Consider the following 20,462-nt stretch of genomic DNA (forward strand, 5'->3'; position numbering starts at 1 on the left):
CCGAGTGGCCAAAGGGAGCAGACTGTAAATCTGCCGGCACTGCCTTCGATGGTTCGAATCCGTCCCCCTCCACCATACAAAAGAAAGCCAGCTCATTGAGCTGGCTTTTTTCGTTTCATACCGTCGCTAACATCTTAACGAGTCTGGATACATCCTTTTCTCCAGACATAAAAAAGCCCCGACTCCTCGGGGCAATAGAACTAACACAATAAAGGGGAATGCTAGTCCTGCAAAAGAATAATGCGAGTCTCATACGGACGAAGCACTTGATGCTGACTTACAGGCTCAGTTAGTTCAGCGTAATTGCCCAATACATACTTCGCCTTACTCACGTCAAACTCAGAGGGCAATACGCATTCCGTCTCGTTTCCATAGTAGTTATTCAAACAAATCAAAGCCTGATCTCCACTCTCGCGCTTATAACCAAACACTGAGCCATGTTCTGGATAGAGATCCTGATAATCACCGCTAGTAATCACGTCAATCTCTTTACGTAATTGAATCAGTCGTTGGTAGAAGTAGAACACTGAGTTTGGATCGGCCACGGCATTGTTAGCATTCACCTGGGTGTAGTTTTCCGCCACTTCTAGCCAAGGCTGAGCCTGAGAGAAACCGGCAAATGCTTGGTCATTCCACTGCATTGGAGCACGGGAATTATCACGTGATTTCTGCGCTAGAATCGCGATCATTTCGTCGTGGCTCACGCCCTGATGATTCACCATGATGTCATACATATTGGTGCTCTCAACATCGCGGTACTGTTCAATTGACTGATAACCAGGGTTGGTCATGCCAATCTCTTCGCCTTGATAAATGTATGGTGTGCCTTGCATCATATGAACCGAAGCCGCCAGCATTTTCGCAGACTCAACACGATACTGTTTGTCATCACCTAATCGACTCACGACGCGAGGTTGATCGTGGTTACACCAAAAAAGAGCTCCCCAACCTTTGCCATTCAAACCAGTTTGCCAGTGGTTGAAAATCTGCTTGAGCTGCAGAAAATCAAACGGCGCTTTGGTCCACTTTTCACCATTCGGGTAATCAACTTTGAGGTGGTGGAAATTAAACACCATCGACAACTCTTTATTATCAAGCGCCGAATACTGTTGGCAGTGCTCAAGCGTCGTAGATGACATTTCGCCGACCGTCACGCTGCCGTACTTTTGAAATACCGCAGAGCTGATTTCCTGAAGAAATTCATGCACTCGAGGTCCGTCAGTGTAAAAACGTCGGCCATCGCCAATATCATCATTCGGGAAATCTTGCTGTTTGGAAATTAGGTTAATCACGTCTAGGCGGAAACCGTCAACGCCCTTTTCTGCCCAGAAGCTGATCACCTCTTTGACTTCTTGGCGGACTTTCGGGTTTTCCCAGTTCAGGTCAGCCTGCTCTTTGGCAAAAAGGTGCAAGAAGTATTGGCCTGTTCGCTGATCAAGTTCCCAAGCACTGCCACCAAATTTGGACTGCCAGTTATTCGGTACGCCACCGTCGACTGGATCTTTCCAAATGTAGTAGTCACGGTAAGGGCTGTTTTTATCGCCCAATGCAGACTGGAACCAGTGGTGATCTGTCGAAGTATGGTTGACGACGATATCCATAATGATGCGGATACCGCGTTGGTGGGCTTGCGCTAACAACTCATCAAAATCAGCCATAGTGCCAAACTGAGGGTTAATCGCGTAGTAATCTGATATATCGTACCCGTTATCAATCATCGGTGACTGATACACTGGGGTTAACCAAATCGCGTCAATACCAAGCAGTTTCAGATAATCAAGTTTAGAGATAATACCTTTAATATCCCCTTTCCCTTTACTTCCGCTATCACAAAAACTTTTTGGATAAATCTGATATACAGTGGCAGTTTTCCACCAGTTTGCATCATTTTTGATTGTTGTCATTTCAAAACTCACTTACCAAATCGAACGTTGAATAAAAGGGGGCGATAAAAGTCGCCCCAAAATGAAATTGCTAGTTAGTTATTATGCGTCAGCAGGTTCTAGCTCACCTTTCATCTCTGCGCGCTTGTAGAAGAACAAGGTCAGCAATGCCGGAATCAAGATCGCTACCAGTATCGCCAGTGCATAGATTCCCCAGTACTGTGGTTGGATAGACAAAATACCCGGCAGACCACCGACACCAATACCGTTCGCCATGACACCCGCGCTACCACAAATCGCTGCAGCAATCGCACTACCAATCATTGCGCTCAACATTGGGAACTTGTATTTCAAGTTGATGCCGTACATCGCAGGCTCAGTGACACCTAGGTAGGCAGAGATCGCTGCAGGTACCGAGATATCGCGCTCGCCGTGCTTCTTACTAATTAGAATGATACCGACTACTGCAGACGCCTGAGCAATGTTTGACAAAGCAATCAGCGGCCAAATCGGTGTACCACCCAGCTCTTGCATCAATTGAAGGTCGACGGCGTTGGTTGTGTGGTGAATACCAGTAATAACCAGTGGTGCGTATAGGAAACCAAAGATGGTTGAACCAATCATCGCAAAGTCACCCGTCATCGCCGCTTTTGCCGCAAATGCAACGCCATCACCCAACATGCGACCAAAAGGACCAATTAAGGAGTGCGCCAAAATGACCGACACGATGATGGAGACAAATGGCACAACCACTAGGTAGAGATACGACGGAACAATGCGTTTTAAGCGAGTCTCAATAAACGCTAACGCAACACCCGCCAACATTGCTGGGATAACCTGAGCTTGATAACCGACTTTCTCGATAACAAATAGGCCGAAATCCCACGCTTCAGGCACTTGCTTACCAATCAAGTAAGCATTCATGAGCTGAGGGGAAACCAAGGTCACACCTAAGGTGATACCGAGTATCGGCGTTCCGCCGAGTTTTCTCACGGTCGACCAACATACGCCGACAGGTAGGAAGAAGAAGATCGCTTCACCGATCAGCCACAAGAAGCTGTGTACCGTTGCCCAAAACTGGCTGATTTGCGTCAAGGTTTGGCCGTCAAACATCTTGATATCGCCAATCACATTGCGGAAGCCAAGGATCAGACCACCAGTGATGATTGCAGGAAGCAAAGGTACAAAGATTTCGGCAAGGTGGGAAATACCGCGCTCCAGGAAGTTCATATTTTGGCGAGCCGCTTGTTTCGCATCGTCTTTCGATGCTGACTTTTGACCGGTCAGTTCGATAAGGATTTTGTAAACTTCATCGACTTCGGTACCGACGACCACTTGAAATTGGCCGGCATTGGTAAAGCAACCTTTAACCAGCGACAACGCTTCCAGTGCTTTCACGTCGGCTTTATCGGTATCATTTAATACAAAACGTAGGCGAGTTAAACAGTGGGTCACGCTCGCGATGTTTTCGCGGCCTCCTACCAGTTCAATCAGACGCTCAACTTCGTGTTTAGCAATCTTACTCATATCCATGTCCACCCTAGTTGGATTCTCATTCATGTATATATCAACCCACCATTAGGGGAAGATACTGTTAGGCTTTCCAGCCTTAATTTGGCTTTTTGTTATTTTGGGAATGTTCCCATTTGTACTGATTATATTGACAGAACTAATAACGAATAAAAATGGGAACAGTCCCATAAATTGAATGAGATCACAGTATATTTTTAAACCACTTTAAAAATAGTAGCTTATAACTTTGTGAAAACATCGCGCTCAGATCACTCGTGATCATGAAGAGGTCTTGGCCCCGTAAACGTGCTAAAACCAACGATACCTAACGCACCGTGAGCTTTATTTATGAAGAGAAATAGGAAGGAGAAAACCGCGTTAAGCTCGCAAGTCTCTGTCAACCGCTCACTGGCTCTTGAGTTAAGTGATGCAACTCTGACTCACCATTAATATGAGAGATCAACAGTTTAGCTGCCATTGCGCCAGCTTGAGAATAACCCGGATCGATACTGAACACTTTAGGAAATAAGAAAGAAAGCAGTTCGTTTCCTCCCACCCCAGTGACGAGAACATCTTCACGATCCAGTTCTTGTAGACGTTTGATCACCCCAAGCGCTAACGTATCGCTGGCGCAGACAATAGCTTGCGTCGCAGGCGTCAATATATCATCCACCAGCTTATACGCGCTTTCATGGGTCAGTTGACCTGTCTTATATTGAGGTTCTAGAGTATGCGTTTTACACCATTCAAGATACGCATTGAGTCGAATTTTACCGGTCGTCTTATCGGTCGGGTCAACGCCAATAAACGCGATATCGTCAATCCCTTGCTCGCGAAGATACTGCAACGCTTTCTCAATCACACCGTGGTTGTCGTAGTTGATCGAAGAAGTTACGTCGGTATCCATCGCGATCACCACACTGCGATTTTGCCAAGTCTTGAGTCTATCGATATCAAAATCGCTAAAACCAAACACCACCACACCATCAACGTTGCGCTTGGTTAATACATCAAGGTGTTCGTTGGTTTTATCACGGTCAAACTGGCTTTCCATGATCACCACGTCATAACCGGCTTGATACAGTGCTTGCAACATGCTGCTGACCGCTTTGTTCTCTGAAGGAGAATCAAGACGAGAAATAATCACCCCCACGACCTTTTGGCTGCCACCACGCATCGCCTGCGCAGACTTAGAAGGCACGTAGCCAGACTCAGCAATCACTCGCTCAACTTTGGCTCGGGTTTCTGGTTTGACTTTCGGGTCATTAGTCAGAACTCGAGAGACGGTAGATTTACCCACTCCAGAAAGTTTAGCGATGTCGAGAATGGTGAGTTTCTTATTCATAATGGTTTGGTCGGTTTCAGGGAGTCTGGTGAGTTCAAGGCAGCTCACACTTAAAATCGGGTGTTTTAGCTCAGACCTACAGCCTGAGCTTTTAGAGGATATACGCTAGTTGGTTTTACAATATTTGTAAATCACTCGCTCGTACTCTAAACGGGCATCGTTGCCTTTTGTGTACAAGGTCAAAGGGTTTTGCGTCTCAGCGTTGCCGTCATCAAGAATATAACGTGTACCGGAGCCTGAAGGCACTTGAATCATCGGAAACTCTTGCCCGGATAAACGCAATATCGCGCGCTCTTGCTCTGGGAAGTAAGCCACTGAGAAGCTCTTGTCCATTTCACATTGGTACTGCAAAAAGTTCACGTTATCTGAAGAACCAGCACACCCCGCCAGAGCTGTACTCATCATCACGATTGTTAGAAATTTCGAATTCATTCTTGCCTCCAACAAACAAAAAGGCCGCGGATGCGACCTTAAACTGTATTACTTTGCCAAATACGCTGGCACATCTTTAATACTATCTAGTACTGTTGACGCCAAAGACTCGCCCTGCTCCGTGACTGGCTTACCAGTGCGAACCAAAATGCGTGTTCCAACACCTGCGGCCTGCGCAGCCATCATATCTTCAGCTTTATCACCCACCATCACCGATTTTTCCATGTCGATTTTGAGGAACTCACGTGCCGAGTTAAACATCCCCGGTTTCGGCTTGCGGCAGTCACAATCTTCTTTGTACTTTCCTTGGCCGTGCTCTGCATGATGTGGACAATAATAGATACCATCAAACTCAACGCCGTTGTCGACGAAGTTCCAATCCATCCACTGAGTCAAAGACAAAAAGCGCTCTTCGCTAAACTTACCACGCGCAATACCAGACTGGTTGGTGACCAGTACTAATAAATAGCCCATTTCTTTCAATTTCTTGGTTGCTTCAAACACACCATCAATGAATTCGAAGTCATGCTCATCATGCACGTAACCGTGGTCAACGTTAATCACGCCATCACGATCTAAAAAGACTGCTGGTTTAGCCAAAATTTGCTTCTCTATCTTTTGCTTATACCCAGAATTATTGCACGCTTTATTTCTTTCATCACTATCTAATTACTAAACGGTTGAGCAAAAAATACGTTTAGACGTCTAGACGTAAAAATATCTATTGACACCCATTCGACAAAACCATAGCATCATCTACATAACAGGACGTAGTTCGAAATTATCTACTGCTCCAAAGATTTAAAGTGGGTTTATCGATGATTGAAATTAATCAAGTCAACAAGGTTTTCTATCAGGGCACCAAGGAAATCAACGCTCTGAAAGACATTAACCTTCATATTGCTCAAGGCACGATTTTCGGTGTTATTGGCTCATCAGGAGCGGGTAAAAGTACGCTGATACGTTGTGTAAACATGCTGGAAGCGCCAACCAGCGGCTCTATCATTGTTGATGGTGTTGACCTGACTCAACTATCTAAATCAGATCTAAGCAAAACACGCCGCAACATCGGCATGATTTTCCAGCACTTTAATCTGCTTTCATCACGTACCGTGTTTGATAATGTTGCGCTACCGTTGGAACTGGCGGGTGCAGACAAAGCGAAAATCAACGAGAAAGTCACTGAGTTACTTAAACTAGTTGGTTTGGCAGATAAACACGAGAGCTACCCATCAAACTTAAGTGGCGGCCAGAAACAGCGTGTTGCAATAGCTCGCGCCCTAGCTTCAGACCCAAAAGTACTGCTGTGTGATGAAGCGACGAGCGCGTTAGATCCAGCGACAACCCAATCAATTTTGGAGCTTCTCAAAGAGATCAACCGCACGCTCAATATCACCATGCTGCTGATCACGCACGAAATGGACGTTGTGAAGAGCATCTGTCACGAAGTTGCCATCATCGGTGACGGTGAACTCGTCGAAAAAGGCACAGTCGGTGAAATTTTCGCCCACCCGAAAACAGAGCTGGCGCACCAATTTATTCGTTCGACGCTGGATCTTTCGATTCCTGAAGATTATCAAGCACGATTACAAAGCGAGCGCGTTGAAGGCAGCTACCCACTGGTTCGCCTCGAGTTCACGGGCGCCACCGTCGATGCGCCATTGATGAGCCAAATTACACGTAAATTTAACATCGACGTAAGCATTTTGAGTTCTGATCTCGATTACGCTGGCGGTGTGAAGTTCGGCATGATGGTCGCTGAACTGTTTGGTAATGAAGAAGATGATAACGCAGCGATCGAGTTCCTGCGCGACCACAACGTAAAAGTAGAGGTACTTGGTTATGTCCTTTAAGACGATTTCAGACTGGCTGAGCCTAAACGGCGACCTACTCTTGGGCGCAACTTGGGAAACACTCTACATGGTTGCTGTTGCGGGCATCGTTGGCTTTGCGATTGGTATTCCTCTCGGTGTGATTTTACACACAACCAAGAAAGGCGGATTGCTAGAAAACACACGGGTAAACAGCGTACTTGGCGCCATCGTCAATATCGGTCGTTCAGTGCCTTTCCTCGTGTTGATGGTGGCTATTATTCCAGTCACCAAACTGTTGGTCGGTACCTTTATCGGCACCACAGCCGCGATTGTTCCGCTGACCATCGGCGCTATTCCATTTGTCGCTCGCCTGATTGAAGGGGCGTTATTGGAAGTACCGTCAGGTCTAGTAGAAGCCGCGCAATCTATGGGTGCAACGCCGCTACAGATCATCAACAAAGTGCTACTACCGGAAGCACTACCGACCATCGTTAACTCAGTAACCATTACTCTAGTTACTTTGGTTAGCTACTCAGCAATGGCTGGTACAGTAGGCGGTGGCGGTCTTGGTGATGTGGCGATCCGCTATGGTTTCCACCGCTACGACGTGGTCATCATGGCCGTGACGGTAGTGATGCTTATCGTGTTAGTCCAAATTATTCAGTCTATTGGCGATGCTGTGGTTCGCCGTGTAGATCACAGATAAAAATTCATTTTATTACAAGGAGATAGTCATGAAATTCAATCTTAAGGGTTTACTAGCCATCGCTGCAGCAGCCTCTGCACTTATTCTTTCTGGTTGTGGTGAAAAAGAAGCCGATACAAGTAAAATCAAAGTTGGTGTTATGGCTGGTGCTGAAGCTCAAGTTGCTGAAGTAGCGGCTAAAGTAGCAAAAGAAAAATACGGCCTAGACGTTGAATTGGTTACCTTCACTGACTATGTAACACCAAACGCTGCATTGGATGACGGCTCTATCGACATCAACGCGTTCCAACACAAGCCATACTTAGATCAGCAAGTTGCTGACCGTGGTTATAAGCTGACCATCGCAGGTAACACGTTTGTTTACCCTATCGCGGGTTACTCAAAGCAAGTTAAATCCGTTGAAGAAATCAAAGAAGGCGACCGTATCGCGGTACCAAACGATCCAACGAACCTAGGTCGTTCACTGCTTCTTCTTGAGCAACAAGGTCTACTAAAACTTCGTGAAGGTGTGGGTCTACTAGCGACTGTCCGTGACATCGTTGAAAACCCGAAAAACATCACAATTGTTGAACTAGAAGCGGCGCAACTGCCTCGTTCACTAGACGACGTTGCTCTATCTATCATCAACACGACTTACGCGAGCTCAATCGACCTAACGCCACAAAAAGACGGTGTTTTCGTTGAAGACAAAGAGTCTCCATACGTAAACCTAATCGTGGCGCGTGAAGAGAACGTTAACGCTGAAAACGTACAGAACTTTGTTAAGTCGTACCAAACTGACGAAGTGTACACAGCAGCATCTGACATTTTCAAAGGTGGCGTAGTTAAAGGTTGGTAATCACTGACTATTCGCTAAAAATGATTAGGCCGACGTGAAAACGTCGGCCTTTTTATACCAATCACAGTAAGTAAATGGTCAGAAATAGCGTAGGAAAAATGCTTGAGAACAAGGCAAAATTTTTCGATAAGTAGTGATTCTACAATCAACTTACTTTAAACGAAAAGTTAACGCAGTTATCGAGTATTTTAACAAGCTAGAATGAACAGTTATTTACTACGATTGGTACTATTTCAGTGGCAAGTAAACTTCTGTGACTAAATCACACTCGTCCACTTGATGGACAAAATTGAGATAGTGGAAAAAGCACGGGAAGTCTCTTAACTCTTCACCACTTTGCGGCAACCAGCTTCGGTATAGCTGATAGACGGTCTCACCAATTCGATCGTGACTGCCTTTATGAATCGCCATCGCACAGCGCCCTGCCGGAATAACTCCCGCTTTCACGTCAAATTCATTGTCAGGCACCTCACCTCGATGAGTACCACAGATATCAAAACGAAATTCATCCTCGGGTATGTCGCTCGGGTCAGAATACGGCACACCAAATGTTTCGCTTTTCTCGACCGGTGATAACCCCGTGCTTTTGCGCCACTGAATAAACTTACTTGCGGTTTCAAGTACCAGATTCGGATGCCCTTTGTGTTCAATCAGTGCGACTTCACGTTGAGCGAAATCGACCACAGTTACGTCTAACATGTTTTCTCCTTGCGTTGGTGGCTGGGCTACGTATTTCGCATGCCAATGTTGCCACGCTGGCTGGTTTCTAAATTGAGAAGGAGTCTGGTCAAAGATGCGAGAAAATGCTCGTGAGAACGCTTCTGGGCTCTCAAATCCCGCTTCGTAAGCAATGTCAATAACGCTATATTTAGCTTCAAACGCCAAACGAAATGAAGCACGCTTCAACCTCGCCATCTGCACATACTGTACCGCGCTGACTCCCATATAAGCCTTAAACAAACGGTGGAAATGGTACTTCGAACAGATCGCGACCTCACTAAGCACGTCCAGTGTCAGCGTCTCGTCGAGGTGCTTGGCAATATAATCACACACCCGTTCAATTCTGTTTAAATGTTGTTGATTCGTCACAGTGTTCCATTTCACGTTGGTGGCTGTATGCAAATAATATGGCTCAGCCGATTGAGAAGCCTGATTGAGATTGCGCAATTTGCTTTATTTAAACATAAAAAAAGCCGGAGCTGAGGGCTCCGGCTTTGATGAAAGAAAGATTAACCTGAAAATTAAGGCGTGTAGTACGTCGCCGCACCAGGACCAACTGGTAGGCCGAACACGAATACCCACAGGTAGAACAGTACACTCCAACCTACGATAAAGCAGAGCGAGTAAGGTAACATGGTCGCGATTAGCGTACCGATACCTAGGTTCTTCATGTAGCGTGTCGCCACAGCCAAGATCAGACCAAAGTAACTCATCATTGGAGTGATGATGTTGGTCGTTGAGTCACCGATACGGTAAGCCGCCTGAATCGTCTCAGGAGCGTAACCCACTAACATCAACATCGGTACGAAGATAGGTGCCGTCACTGCCCACTGAGCAGACGCAGAACCGATCATCAGGTTGATAAAACCACACATCAAGATAAACGCGAAGAACAGCATTGGGCCCGTTAGACCGATACTTTGTAGGAAGTCTGCGCCCGCAACCGCAAATACCTGACCAAAGTTAGTCCACTTAAAGAAGGCAACGAACTGAGCCGCGAAGAAAACCAATACAATGTACATGCCCATTGATGACATTGATTTCGCCATTGCGTCGATCACGTCACGGTCTGTCTTCATTGTGCCAACCACTTTACCGTACACAAAGCCCGGAATAGCGAAGAACACAAAGATGAACGCTACGATACTTTTCAGGAATGGAGAACCTGCGATCGTACCTGCATCAGAACGTAAAATGCCGTCTGCTGGAACAACAGTCCAAGCAAGCAGTGCTGAAACAACAAGAATCGCAACACCTGCCAGTTTTAGACCTTTCTTCTCAACGGCAGTGAGGCTGCCCATCTTGTCGTTTGAAAGATCTTCAGACGCTTCTTCGTCGTTGTATTTGCCTAGTTTTGGCTCAACGATTTTCTCAGTAACAAATGCACCCATACCTGCAATAAAGAAAGTAGAAACAAACATGAAGTACCAGTTAACTTCTGGGCCTACCGTGTAAGTTGGATCAATCATTTGTGCTGCTGTTTCTGTAATACCAGAAAGCAGTGGGTCAACCGTACCGATCAGAAGATTTGCTGAGTAGCCACCTGATACACCAGCGAATGCCGCAGCAAGACCAGCGAGAGGGTGACGACCTAGAGAGTGGAACAGCATCGCCGCTAGTGGAATAAGAACCACGTAGCCAAGCTCAGATGCTGTGTTAGAAATGATACCAGCAAATACAACTGTAACAGTAACCATGCGCTTAGAAGCGCCCATTACCAAGCCACGCATTGCAGCAGACAGAAGACCTGAATATTCAGCGATAGCCACACCCAGCATAGCAACCAATACGGTGCCTAGCGGAGCAAAACCAACAAAGTTTTTCACTAGGTTAGTTACGATTAGCTCAAGACCATCCGCATTCAGCAGACTGACAACCTGAATCATGCCATCTGCAGCACGACCTTTCGCGCCTTCAGGGCGAGGATCGACAACTGCAACATCGAAGTAACCTGCGATACCTGATGCAACTAGGATTGCCACACAAAAAAGTGCAAAAAGAGTGATTGGGTGGGGTAATAGGTTCCCTAAATATTCAACACTATCAAGAAAGCGCGTAAATAACGGCTTCTTTGGTGAATTTTGTTTAATTGAAGCAGATGAACTCATCTGTTTACTCCTTGTAGTTATTCCTGCGCCAATGTGACAATAATGTCAACAAAGCGGGCGCAGGTTACTCGACAAGTCGTTCAATTTAAAATCCAAAATGTTACAAAGTGTGTATTGGATCAGATTTTTTAACGCATTTTGAACAAAAAGATAGCAAAAAACACCAATTTAAAAACAATAACTAGCATTATAATTCACCAACAAATCAATCACTCTAATTATGTTACCTTTGCACTGCCTTAAATCTAGGATTCGCCTTACAAATCACATATAGTCGCCCTCTTCGCTTGACGATTTGACAATCAGGGTGACGATTTTTCGCGCTCTTTAATGACTTTAATACCTTCATTTTCCTACTCTTTATTTCCCAAACTGACCAAATCGACGATTGTAGTTCGCCACTCGCCCTTCTTTTTGGATCACGCGCTGTTTACCGGTATAAAACGGATGCGACTCAGAAGACACTTCGATCATAAAATACGGATATGTGTTGCCGTCTTCCCATTCGATGGTGCGGTCCGTCTGTAACGTTGAGCCCACTAAAAAATATTTATCGACACTCGTATCGTGAAACACCACTTTGCGGTATTCCGGATGGATATTCGGTTTCATAGCTCTCCTTAAATTTACAACTTGTTATGTTATAACATTTCAATTAATAATCATTATCAAAAAGTTTTGCAAGTCATTTTTGTGATATTTTGAGCGCAAGATTGTTAGACAGACACGAACACACTATGTATTCCATAGAGCCAATCGGTTTTATTGAAAGCCCTTATAAAGAGAAATTTGCCGTACCGAGACAACCGCGATTGGTACCCGCTGCTGAAGCCAGAGTGCGACTAGCTGGTACGGCGAACAGCCCAGAAGCGCTGCGCGGTATCGAACAATTTAGTCATGTCTGGCTGTTGTTCTTGTTTGACCAGAATCTCGACGCGGGCTGGAAACCAACCGTGCGCCCGCCAAGGCTGGGTGGTAACGAACGAATCGGAGTTTTTGCGTCACGATCCACATTTCGCCCTAATGGAATCGGCATGTCCGCGGTCGAAGTAAAAGGCGTGAGTAAAAGAGGCGATCAGCTATATCTGGAGTTAGGCAGTGTCGACTTGGTTGATGGCACACCGATTGTGGATATCAAGCCTTATATCCCCTATTCAGACTCAATTAGCGATGCAACGGGCGGGTATGCTGAAGCCGAACCAGAAACATCGCGAGTTTGTTTTTCATCTCAAGCGTTAGCGATGTTGCAATCTCGTCAAGATGGCTTGATGCAGCAGCAAGTGATCGAGCAAGTATTAGCTCAAGATCCCCGCCCTGCATATAAGAAAAACAAATCCGACGATAAAGAATATGCGGTAAATTTGTTCGATCTGAACGTAAAGTTCAGAGTAAATGGCAACTTAATAACAGTTAGCGCTATTGAACGCTTTTGACAAAGCAAATTGGCTGATATTATAGACGGCTTAACTTTATCCCCACTCTTGGGGCTTTCAGTCTTGGGTTATATTGAACTCAAGTATTTAACTTTAATAAACGGATAGAATTAATGCGTACCAGTAATTATCTTCTTTCTACTCTGAAGGAGACTCCAAACGACGCAGAAGTAGTGAGCCACCAGCTCATGCTACGTGCAGGTATGATCCGTAAGCTGGCTTCAGGTCTATACACCTGGCTACCTACTGGTCTACGTGTACTGCGTAAAGTCGAAAACATCGTTCGTCAAGAGATCGACAATGCAGGTGCAATCGAAACTTTGATGCCCGTTGTTCAGCCGTTTGAACTTTGGGAAGAGACAGGCCGCAGTGAAAAAATGGGTCCTGAACTACTTCGCTTTACTGACCGTCATGTTCGTCCGTTTGTTCTTAGCCCGACCGCTGAAGAAGTGATCACCAGCTTAGTACGTAACGAAGTGAGCTCGTACAAGCAGCTTCCTCTGAACCTGTACCAAATCCAGACGAAATTCCGTGACGAACGTCGTCCACGCTTTGGCGTAATGCGTTCTCGTGAGTTCTCGATGATGGATGCGTACAGCTTCGACATCGACAAAGAAGGTCTACAGAAGTCATACGACGCAATGCACGATGCATACTGCCGCGCATTTGACCGTATGGGCCTGGATTACCGTCCTGTACTTGCTGATAGCGGTGCTATCGGTGGTAGCGGCTCTCAAGAGTTCCACGTACTTGCAGAAAGCGGCGAAGACTTAATTGCGTTCTCAACCGAGTCAGACTACGCGGCGAACATCGAAAAAGCAGAAGCAGTGGCTCTTGCAGACGCGGCGCCAGCGCCAACTCAAGAGATGACACTTGTTGATACGCCAAACGCGAAAACCATCGCGGAACTGGTTGAGCAACACGGTCTAGCAATAGAGAAAACCGTTAAGACACTGTTTGTTAAAGCGTCTGACGAAGTGGACGCACCAATCATCGCTCTTATCGTTCGTGGTGACCACGAACTGAACGAAGTGAAAGCAGAGAACCTGCCACAAGTGGCGGCTCCACTAGAAATGGCAACAGAAGAAGAGATTCGCGCTCTGATCGGTGCTGGCCCTGGTTCACTCGGTCCTGTTGGTCTTGAGCTACCGTTCATCGTTGACCGCAGTGTAGCGGTAATGAGTGACTTTGGCGCAGGTGCAAACGTCGATGGTAAACACTACTTCGGTATTAACTGGGGTCGTGACGTAGAGCTTGGTCAAGTTGAAGACCTACGCAACGTGGTTGAAGGCGATCCAAGCCCTTGTGGTAAAGGTACAATCCAGCTTAAACGTGGTATCGAAGTTGGCCATATCTTCCAGCTTGGTAAAAACTACTCTGAGAAGATGAACTGTGGCGTTCTTGGTCCTGACGGTAAGAACGTGATTCTAGAGATGGGTTGTTACGGCATCGGTGTCACTCGCGTTGTAGCGGCTGCAATTGAACAAAACCACGACAAGTACGGCATCATTTGGCCTGACGCATTAGCGCCGTTCCAAGTGGCTATCGTACCAATGAACATGCACAAGTCAGAAGAAGTGAAAGAAGCGGCTGAGAAGCTGTACGCGGAACTGACAGCAATGGGTATCGACGTTCTGTTTGATGACCGTAAAGAGCGCCCAGGCGTGATGTTCTCTGATATGGAACTGCTTGGTGTACCACACACCATCATCATCGGTGACCGTTCAATGAAAGAAGGCAACTTCGAGTACAAGAACCGTCGTACTGGTGAGAAACAAGCGGTTGCGATGGCAGACATCGTAGAGCACGTAAAAGCTCAGATGGCTTAACAAGAAGAAGGCTGGCAATCGCCAGCCTTTTTTTATTCTTTGTCCGCGGAATAATCTCCACTTGGTGCCTTTTGGACCATCGAGCTAATCTCGTCGCTGAACCATCCAGTTTTAAACTCAAAATCAGAAACCACGTCAAAGGTACGATAAAGTTTCTCTCCAACTTTATACATCGGGTATTTCAACTGATCTTTTCCTTGAATAAACAGTTGCCCCTCCTTCACAGTCACGTCAGCATAAAATTCTCCGTCATAATGATAACGCCCCACGTACTCATTCAGTTCATCCAATCTAGGTCTTTCCACCTTCTGGCGATTAAGCTGATAGTTTGGCCAATCGTAAGCGATAGAAAGCGCACGTATGATTTCTAGCGCCAAAGCACCACCGCCTTGCCCATTCGTCGCGACAACTGCCCCGCTCCCTAACTCGGGGTACAAAACGAAATGACTTTCATAACCTCGATTGATACCGCCGTGAAAAACGTAGGTGCCTCGCTCGTCGGAATAACGGAAAAAACCCAATCCTAAAAACGGTTGAATTGGTTCGCTTATCACTTTCAAGGTAGAAGTAGGGATAAAGCCCTGTCTTTGTTTGGTATAAATCTCATGAATATTAATCAATAGCTGAGCAAGATCCGGAGTGCTGGTCCATAAGCCTGCGGCGGCTTTCGAGGAAAATCGATTCCACCCACCATCAATCCAGCTCCCATACTCCGAACCATGAGCAAGGTCTAACCCTAAGTATTCAATGTTTTTTTGGTCGAAGCTCGTGTGCCTCAAACCTAGCAGATCGATGAGCTGGGATTTAGCTATCTCTTCAAAGGACTTCTTATAGAGAGTTTCTAAAACAGATTGGACAAAGATATAGCCAACGTTAGAGTAGGAAAATTGACCTTGTAACTGGTTTTGTTCAAACGGTAGAGTTCCATATTCACCTTTCGCGAGCTCAGCCAAGCTCGGGTAGTATTGGTCTCGCGTAAAGCCTGCTAAACCATATGACGCAAAACCTGCAGTATGGGAAAGCAATTGCCTTAAAGATACTGGTTGGGTAGCTTTCGCTTTCAATTCAGCGATAAGCAACGGACGAATATCTTCATCTAACGTCACCTTCCCCTCGTCAACCGCTTTGAGCACCAACAGAGTAGTGACAGGCTTACTGATGGAAGCCATCTGAAAAACCGAATCCACTGCCACTGGTTCATCGGCTTTATTTTTCACACCTTCTGCGTGCGTCCAAATAATCTCACCTTTATCAAAAACGGTAATGCTTACCCCTGGAATGTCCCAATAGCGCATTCTATCAACCAAATCTAACGGCTGTTGACTTTCTCCGTCATATTGGTACATGGGCAATAGATGGCTTAATGCTTCACTTTTCGGTTCAGCATAAACTGAAGCACTAACCAGTAATAAAAAACATAGACTCTTCCACCTCATACTCTTACCTCTAGATAAAACAAAACCATTGATTTGTAATACAATATCAATGGCCTGAATATAAACTTTGGTTGAGTTTCCCAGCAGTACTCAATGAGTCGAGTAATTTTCAGAGTGACTTCACTAATTTACTCCAACGGCTCTGTCGGCGCTTGGCTTGCTACTTTCTTCGGCGCATAGGCGACATCGGTTAACTCTGCGGCGTTGCCATCAATCAGTTCACCAAAATGGAAAATACCAAATTCCCCCGGCTTCATTCGGTGCCAGTTTTCGTTGTCAGTTAACGGCTGAGTCGCGATCACAGACACAATATCGTTCGGTGTGGTTTCTTCTTGGAAGTTGATCGTCACGTCTTCATCGATCAAGGTAGCCTTGCCAAAAGGCGCACGACGAGTGATCCAATAAAGGTGATTGGTACAGAAAGTCATCACGTATTCGCCGTCAGAAAGCAGCATGTTAAACACGCCTTTCTCTTTCAGTATTTCACAGCATTGCGCGACAAAACGAAACACGCCTACCATATCCTGAGGTGGCTCTGGATAACGGTCTTCCATCTGCTTTAGCAACCAGCAAAAGGACAGTTCGCTGTCGGTTTGTCCGACCGGACGATGTCGGCCTGTAGCTAAACTTTGATAGTCAGTGAGTTGGCCATTGTGAGCAAACGTCCAATAGCGCCCCCATAACTCACGGGTAAATGGGTGAGTGTTTTCTAGGTTCACGCCGCCTCGGTTCGCCTGACGAATATGGCTAACCACCGCACAGCTTTTTATCGGGTAATTTTGCACCAATTCAGCAATCTTCGACTGGCAACTCGGGTTAGGATCTTTAAAAGTACGGAAGCCTTTTCCTTCGTAGAAAACAATGCCCCATCCGTCACGATGAGGTCCGGTCTTGCCACCACGCTGCATCAGACCTGTAAAGCTAAAACAGATATCTGTCGGCACATTCGCGCTCATTCCGAGCAATTCACACATGGTTTAAGCAACTCCCTTACTACGACTATCGCTGCAGTTTAAGCACCCGATGAACGGGTACTTAAACGCGATAAAATGAAGAAGATTTACTTCTCCATCTCCTTTTCAATTAACTGAATAATAATATGGATGATTTTAATGTGGATCTCTTGAATACGGTCTGCGTAACCAAAGTGAGGTACACGGATTTCGATATCTGCCAGACCCGCCATTTTGCCGCCATCTTTACCAGTGAGGGCAATACTCTTCATGCCTTTCGCTTTTGCAGCATCAATCGCTTTCAGGATGTTGCCAGAATTACCAGAGGTAGACAGACCAAACAGCACATCACCTTGAGAACCCACTGCTTCTACGTAGCGAGAAAATACGTGGTCGTAACCAAAATCATTACTCACACAAGATAGGTGGCTAGGGTCAGAGATCGCGATACCAGGGAAACCTGGGCGATTTTCACGGTAACGACCAGTCAACTCTTCCGCAAAGTGCATCGCATCACAGTGAGAACCACCGTTACCACAAGATAGAACTTTACCGCCCTGTTTAAATGAGTCGGCAATCATTTTCGCCGCTGACTCGATTTGCGCGATGTTGTTTTTATCGCTCAAGAATTTGTTCAATACGTCCGCAGCTTCAAGTAACTCGCTTTTAATCAGATCCTGGTACATAGGGTATCTCTAATTATTGTGTATTTAATATGGGAGCGATTCGCATCCCAACCTTATTTGATGAGTTTACTCAAACATTTGCCACTGTCGATAGATCACAGGAAACAATTGCAGCTTTCTTGCACTTCAACGCTCATAAAATCGGCACCGTCATCGCGTTTTAGAACTTTCACTCTACTTAGATCACTTTTTAAGCAAGAACGGGTTTTACATTTTATTAATATTTTGATTACACTTAACTGGTAAGACCTCTTACTTTAAACACGGTGTAATCCAAAAACAAAGCGCCGAATAAGGAAAAAGATATGGATATTTTGCTCTCTATACTCGGGTTTGCTGCCGTTTTGGCAACTTGCCTTTACCAGCGAACCTCGTTGTTTACTTCTGTTGCTGCATTGACCGCGACCATGGTCGTGCTCTCGATTATTGGAACCGCTGGTTCGGTCGGTTGGCTGCTATATATAGCTGCCGTCATTGTGCTGGGCGTGCCTTCCATTCGTCAGTCACTGATCAGTAAAAAAGCACTGAGCCTGTTTAAGAAAGTCTTACCCGCGATGTCGCAAACGGAAAAAGAAGCGCTCGACGCTGGTACTGTGTGGTGGGAAGCCGAGCTATTTAAAGGCAAACCGAATTGGAACAAACTCCACAGCATCAAAGCACCAACGCTAAGTGCAGAAGAACAAGCGTTTCTGGACGGCCCTGTGAACGAAGTCTGTGCGATGGTCAACGACTACCAAGTGACCCATGAACTGGCAGACTTACCACCAGAAGTATGGCAATACCTTAAAGAACATAAGTTCTTCGCCATGATCATCAAGAAGAAATACGGTGGTCTGGAGTTCTCGGCCTACGCACAATCACTGGTTCTACAAAAGTTAACCGGCGTGTCAGGAGTACTTTCTTCAACCGTAGGTGTACCGAACTCTCTTGGCCCAGGTGAACTGCTACAACACTATGGTACAGACGATCAAAAGAACCATTACTTACCTCGCTTGGCAGAAGGTAAAGAGATCCCATGTTTTGCCTTAACTAGCCCAGAAGCGGGGTCTGACGCAGGTTCTATCCCAGATTTCGGTGTGGTGTGCAAAGGCAAGTGGAAAGGTAAAGAAGTGCTAGGGATGTGCTTAACCTGGAACAAACGTTACATCACGCTTGCGCCTGTCGCGACAGTACTTGGCCTCGCATTTAAACTGCGTGACCCTGACGGTTTGTTAGGTGATAAAGAAGACATCGGCATTACTTGTGCGCTCATCCCGACTGACCTAAAAGGCGTTGAGATTGGTAACCGCCATTTCCCATTGAACGTCCCGTTCCAAAACGGTCCGACCCGAGCAAACGATCTATTTGTACCGCTTGATTTTATCATCGGTGGTCCAAAGATGGCAGGCCAAGGCTGGCGTATGCTGGTGGAATGTCTGTCGGTTGGTCGTGGCATCACCCTACCCTCAAACTCTACGGGTGGAATCAAAACTGCGGCTCTGGCCACTGGCGCATACGCTCGCATCCGTCGTCAGTTCAAACAACCTATCGGCCACATGGAAGGTGTGGAAGAGCCATTGGCGCGCTTGGGCGGTAACGCTTATGTGATGGATGCAGCCAGCAATCTAACCGTTGCGGGTATCGACCTTGGTGAGAAACCGTCGGTTATCTCTGCGATTGTGAAGTACCACTGTACTCACCGTGGTCAGCAGAGCATTATCGATGCGATGGATATTGTCGGCGGTAAAGGTATCTGTCTTGGTCCATCTAACTTCTTGGCTCGTGGCTATCAAGGCGCACCGATTGCGGTCACCGTTGAAGGTGCAAACATTCTGACCCGCTCAATGATCATCTTCGGTCAAGGGGCTATCCGTTGCCATCCTTACGTATTGGAAGAAATGAATGCAGCCTACTCCGATTCATCGGATGCGTTAGATAAGTTCGATAGCGCGCTCGCCGGCCACGTTAGCTTCACGATGAGCAACCTAGTCCGTAGCTTCTGGTTGGGTCTGACGGACGGTCACTTCTCCGATGCACCAGTCAAAGACTCGACTGCTCGCTACTACCAACAGTTGAATCGCTACAGCGCAAACATCGCGTTCTTAGCCGATATCTCAATGGCGGTACTGGGCGGATCGTTAAAACGTAAAGAACGTTTGTCCGCGCGTCTTGGTGACATCCTAAGCCAGCTTTACATGAGCTCAGCAACACTAAAACGCTTTGAAAGCGACGGTCGAATCGCAGAAGACCTGCCATTGGTACACTGGGGTCTACAAGACAGCCTGAAACAAACCGAGTTGGCGATTGATGAGTTTTTGGCAAACTTCCCGAACAAATGGTTGGGCAAAGCGTTAAGAGTACTGATCCTGCCATTCGGTCGTATTCGTCAGGCTCCAAGTGACAAACTGGATAGCCAAGTGGCGCGTATTCTCCAAACACCATCAGCAACTCGCTCTCGTATCGGTCGTAACCAATACATGACAGCCAGTGCGTTTAACCCCGCAGGTAAGATTGAACAAGCGCTGGAAGTGATCCTTGAAGCGGAACCTGTGTTCGACAAGGTATGTAAAGAACTTGGTCAGAGACGTCCATTCTTACGCCTAGACGCAATTGCAGAGTTAGGCCTGGAAAAAGGTGTTATTAACGATAAAGAAGCCGCACTGCTGAAAGAGGCGGAGGCACATCGCCTGTACGTGATTAATGTTGATGATTTTGCGCCCGAGGAATTGGCAGCAAAGCCACTCCATGAGCCAACACCAAAGATGGAAGAGGTCGCGTAACTGACTGA

The 20,462-nt window shown here is 46.3% G+C and carries 18 protein-coding genes; 6 read left to right on the forward strand and 12 right to left on the reverse strand.

Annotated elements, in window-relative coordinates; genetic code table 11:
* Positions 1 to 221: 221 nt before the first annotated feature.
* The 5 genes from treC to gmhB all read right to left on the reverse strand — a co-directional run bounded on the left by treC (position 222) and on the right by gmhB (position 5,772).
* The gene (gene treC, locus HCZ42_RS14485) at positions 222 to 1,904 is read right to left on the reverse strand and encodes an alpha,alpha-phosphotrehalase (RefSeq protein WP_167421368.1); all 1,683 of its coding nucleotides are present in this window, start codon (positions 1,902 to 1,904) and stop codon (positions 222 to 224) included.
* Between the two features lie 81 nt (positions 1,905 to 1,985).
* Positions 1,986 to 3,410: a PTS trehalose transporter subunit IIBC gene (treB, locus tag HCZ42_RS14490; protein WP_167421369.1), complete on the reverse strand. Its 1,425-nt coding sequence runs from the start codon at positions 3,408 to 3,410 to the stop codon at positions 1,986 to 1,988.
* Positions 3,411 to 3,792: 382 nt separating this feature from the next.
* Positions 3,793 to 4,740 (reverse strand): trehalose operon repressor TreR, encoded by a 948-nt coding sequence (gene treR, locus HCZ42_RS14495; RefSeq protein ID WP_167421370.1) that lies wholly within the window; start codon positions 4,738 to 4,740, stop codon positions 3,793 to 3,795.
* Positions 4,741 to 4,845: 105 nt separating this feature from the next.
* A complete protein-coding gene (locus HCZ42_RS14500; protein ID WP_167421371.1) occupies positions 4,846 to 5,172 on the reverse strand; it encodes an MliC family protein in 327 nt (108 codons plus the stop codon).
* Between the two features lie 48 nt (positions 5,173 to 5,220).
* Positions 5,221 to 5,772, reverse strand: coding sequence for a D-glycero-beta-D-manno-heptose 1,7-bisphosphate 7-phosphatase (gene gmhB / locus HCZ42_RS14505; protein WP_167421372.1), 552 nt, complete (start codon positions 5,770 to 5,772; stop codon positions 5,221 to 5,223).
* A 218-nt stretch (positions 5,773 to 5,990) separates the two neighbouring features.
* On the opposite strand from gmhB, the gene metN reads away from it, so the two are divergent.
* The 3 genes from metN to HCZ42_RS14520 are packed head-to-tail and all read left to right on the forward strand — an operon-like array spanning position 5,991 to position 8,530.
* Entirely contained in the window at positions 5,991 to 7,025 is a 1,035-nt protein-coding gene (gene metN, locus HCZ42_RS14510; protein ID WP_167421373.1) for a methionine ABC transporter ATP-binding protein MetN, read from the forward strand.
* A complete protein-coding gene (locus tag HCZ42_RS14515) occupies positions 7,015 to 7,692 on the forward strand; it encodes a methionine ABC transporter permease (RefSeq protein ID WP_167421374.1) in 678 nt (225 codons plus the stop codon). The genes metN and HCZ42_RS14515 overlap by 11 nt, the downstream gene beginning before the upstream one ends.
* Positions 7,693 to 7,720: 28 nt before the next feature.
* Positions 7,721 to 8,530: a MetQ/NlpA family lipoprotein gene (locus tag HCZ42_RS14520; protein WP_053408856.1), complete on the forward strand. Its 810-nt coding sequence runs from the start codon at positions 7,721 to 7,723 to the stop codon at positions 8,528 to 8,530.
* Positions 8,531 to 8,758: 228 nt separating this feature from the next.
* On the opposite strand, the gene HCZ42_RS14525 is transcribed toward HCZ42_RS14520, so the two are convergent.
* The 4 genes from HCZ42_RS14525 to HCZ42_RS14540 all read right to left on the reverse strand — a co-directional run bounded on the left by HCZ42_RS14525 (position 8,759) and on the right by HCZ42_RS14540 (position 11,970).
* Entirely contained in the window at positions 8,759 to 9,619 is an 861-nt protein-coding gene (locus tag HCZ42_RS14525; RefSeq protein WP_368484196.1) for a GyrI-like domain-containing protein, read from the reverse strand.
* Between the two features lie 152 nt (positions 9,620 to 9,771).
* On the reverse strand, positions 9,772 to 11,358 hold the full coding sequence (locus HCZ42_RS14530) for an AbgT family transporter (protein ID WP_167421375.1): 1,587 nt from the start codon (positions 11,356 to 11,358) through the stop codon (positions 9,772 to 9,774).
* Between the two features lie 223 nt (positions 11,359 to 11,581).
* On the reverse strand, positions 11,582 to 11,707 hold the full coding sequence (ykgO, locus tag HCZ42_RS14535) for a type B 50S ribosomal protein L36 (RefSeq protein ID WP_152431035.1): 126 nt from the start codon (positions 11,705 to 11,707) through the stop codon (positions 11,582 to 11,584).
* Between the two features lie 11 nt (positions 11,708 to 11,718).
* Positions 11,719 to 11,970, reverse strand: coding sequence for a type B 50S ribosomal protein L31 (locus HCZ42_RS14540; protein WP_167421376.1), 252 nt, complete (start codon positions 11,968 to 11,970; stop codon positions 11,719 to 11,721).
* Between the two features lie 125 nt (positions 11,971 to 12,095).
* Here HCZ42_RS14540 and tsaA point away from each other — a divergent pair, with 125 nt between their 5' ends.
* Both tsaA and HCZ42_RS14550 read left to right on the forward strand, forming a co-directional pair.
* The gene (gene tsaA, locus HCZ42_RS14545) at positions 12,096 to 12,791 is read left to right on the forward strand and encodes a tRNA (N6-threonylcarbamoyladenosine(37)-N6)-methyltransferase TrmO (protein ID WP_167421377.1); all 696 of its coding nucleotides are present in this window, start codon (positions 12,096 to 12,098) and stop codon (positions 12,789 to 12,791) included.
* Between the two features lie 113 nt (positions 12,792 to 12,904).
* Complete coding sequence (locus tag HCZ42_RS14550; protein ID WP_167421378.1) at positions 12,905 to 14,620, forward strand: proline--tRNA ligase; 1,716 nt, start codon at positions 12,905 to 12,907, stop codon at positions 14,618 to 14,620.
* 32 nt (positions 14,621 to 14,652) lie between these two features.
* Here the strand turns inward: HCZ42_RS14550 and HCZ42_RS14555 are convergent, their stop codons facing one another.
* The 3 genes from HCZ42_RS14555 to lpcA all read right to left on the reverse strand — a co-directional run bounded on the left by HCZ42_RS14555 (position 14,653) and on the right by lpcA (position 17,695).
* Positions 14,653 to 16,056: a serine hydrolase domain-containing protein gene (locus tag HCZ42_RS14555; protein WP_167421379.1), complete on the reverse strand. Its 1,404-nt coding sequence runs from the start codon at positions 16,054 to 16,056 to the stop codon at positions 14,653 to 14,655.
* 128 nt (positions 16,057 to 16,184) lie between these two features.
* Positions 16,185 to 17,030: a class II glutamine amidotransferase gene (locus HCZ42_RS14560; protein WP_167421380.1), complete on the reverse strand. Its 846-nt coding sequence runs from the start codon at positions 17,028 to 17,030 to the stop codon at positions 16,185 to 16,187.
* A gap of 86 nt (positions 17,031 to 17,116) precedes the next feature.
* Positions 17,117 to 17,695, reverse strand: a complete 579-nt coding sequence (lpcA, locus tag HCZ42_RS14565) for a D-sedoheptulose 7-phosphate isomerase (RefSeq protein WP_167421381.1) — start codon at positions 17,693 to 17,695, stop codon at positions 17,117 to 17,119.
* 305 nt (positions 17,696 to 18,000) lie between these two features.
* On the opposite strand from lpcA, the gene fadE reads away from it, so the two are divergent.
* Positions 18,001 to 20,454, forward strand: coding sequence for an acyl-CoA dehydrogenase FadE (gene fadE / locus HCZ42_RS14570; protein ID WP_167421382.1), 2,454 nt, complete (start codon positions 18,001 to 18,003; stop codon positions 20,452 to 20,454).
* The last annotated feature ends 8 nt before the right edge of the window (positions 20,455 to 20,462 follow it).

Source organism: Vibrio hepatarius (assembly GCF_011806575.1).
Taxonomy (GTDB): Bacteria; Pseudomonadota; Gammaproteobacteria; order Enterobacterales; family Vibrionaceae; genus Vibrio; species Vibrio hepatarius_A.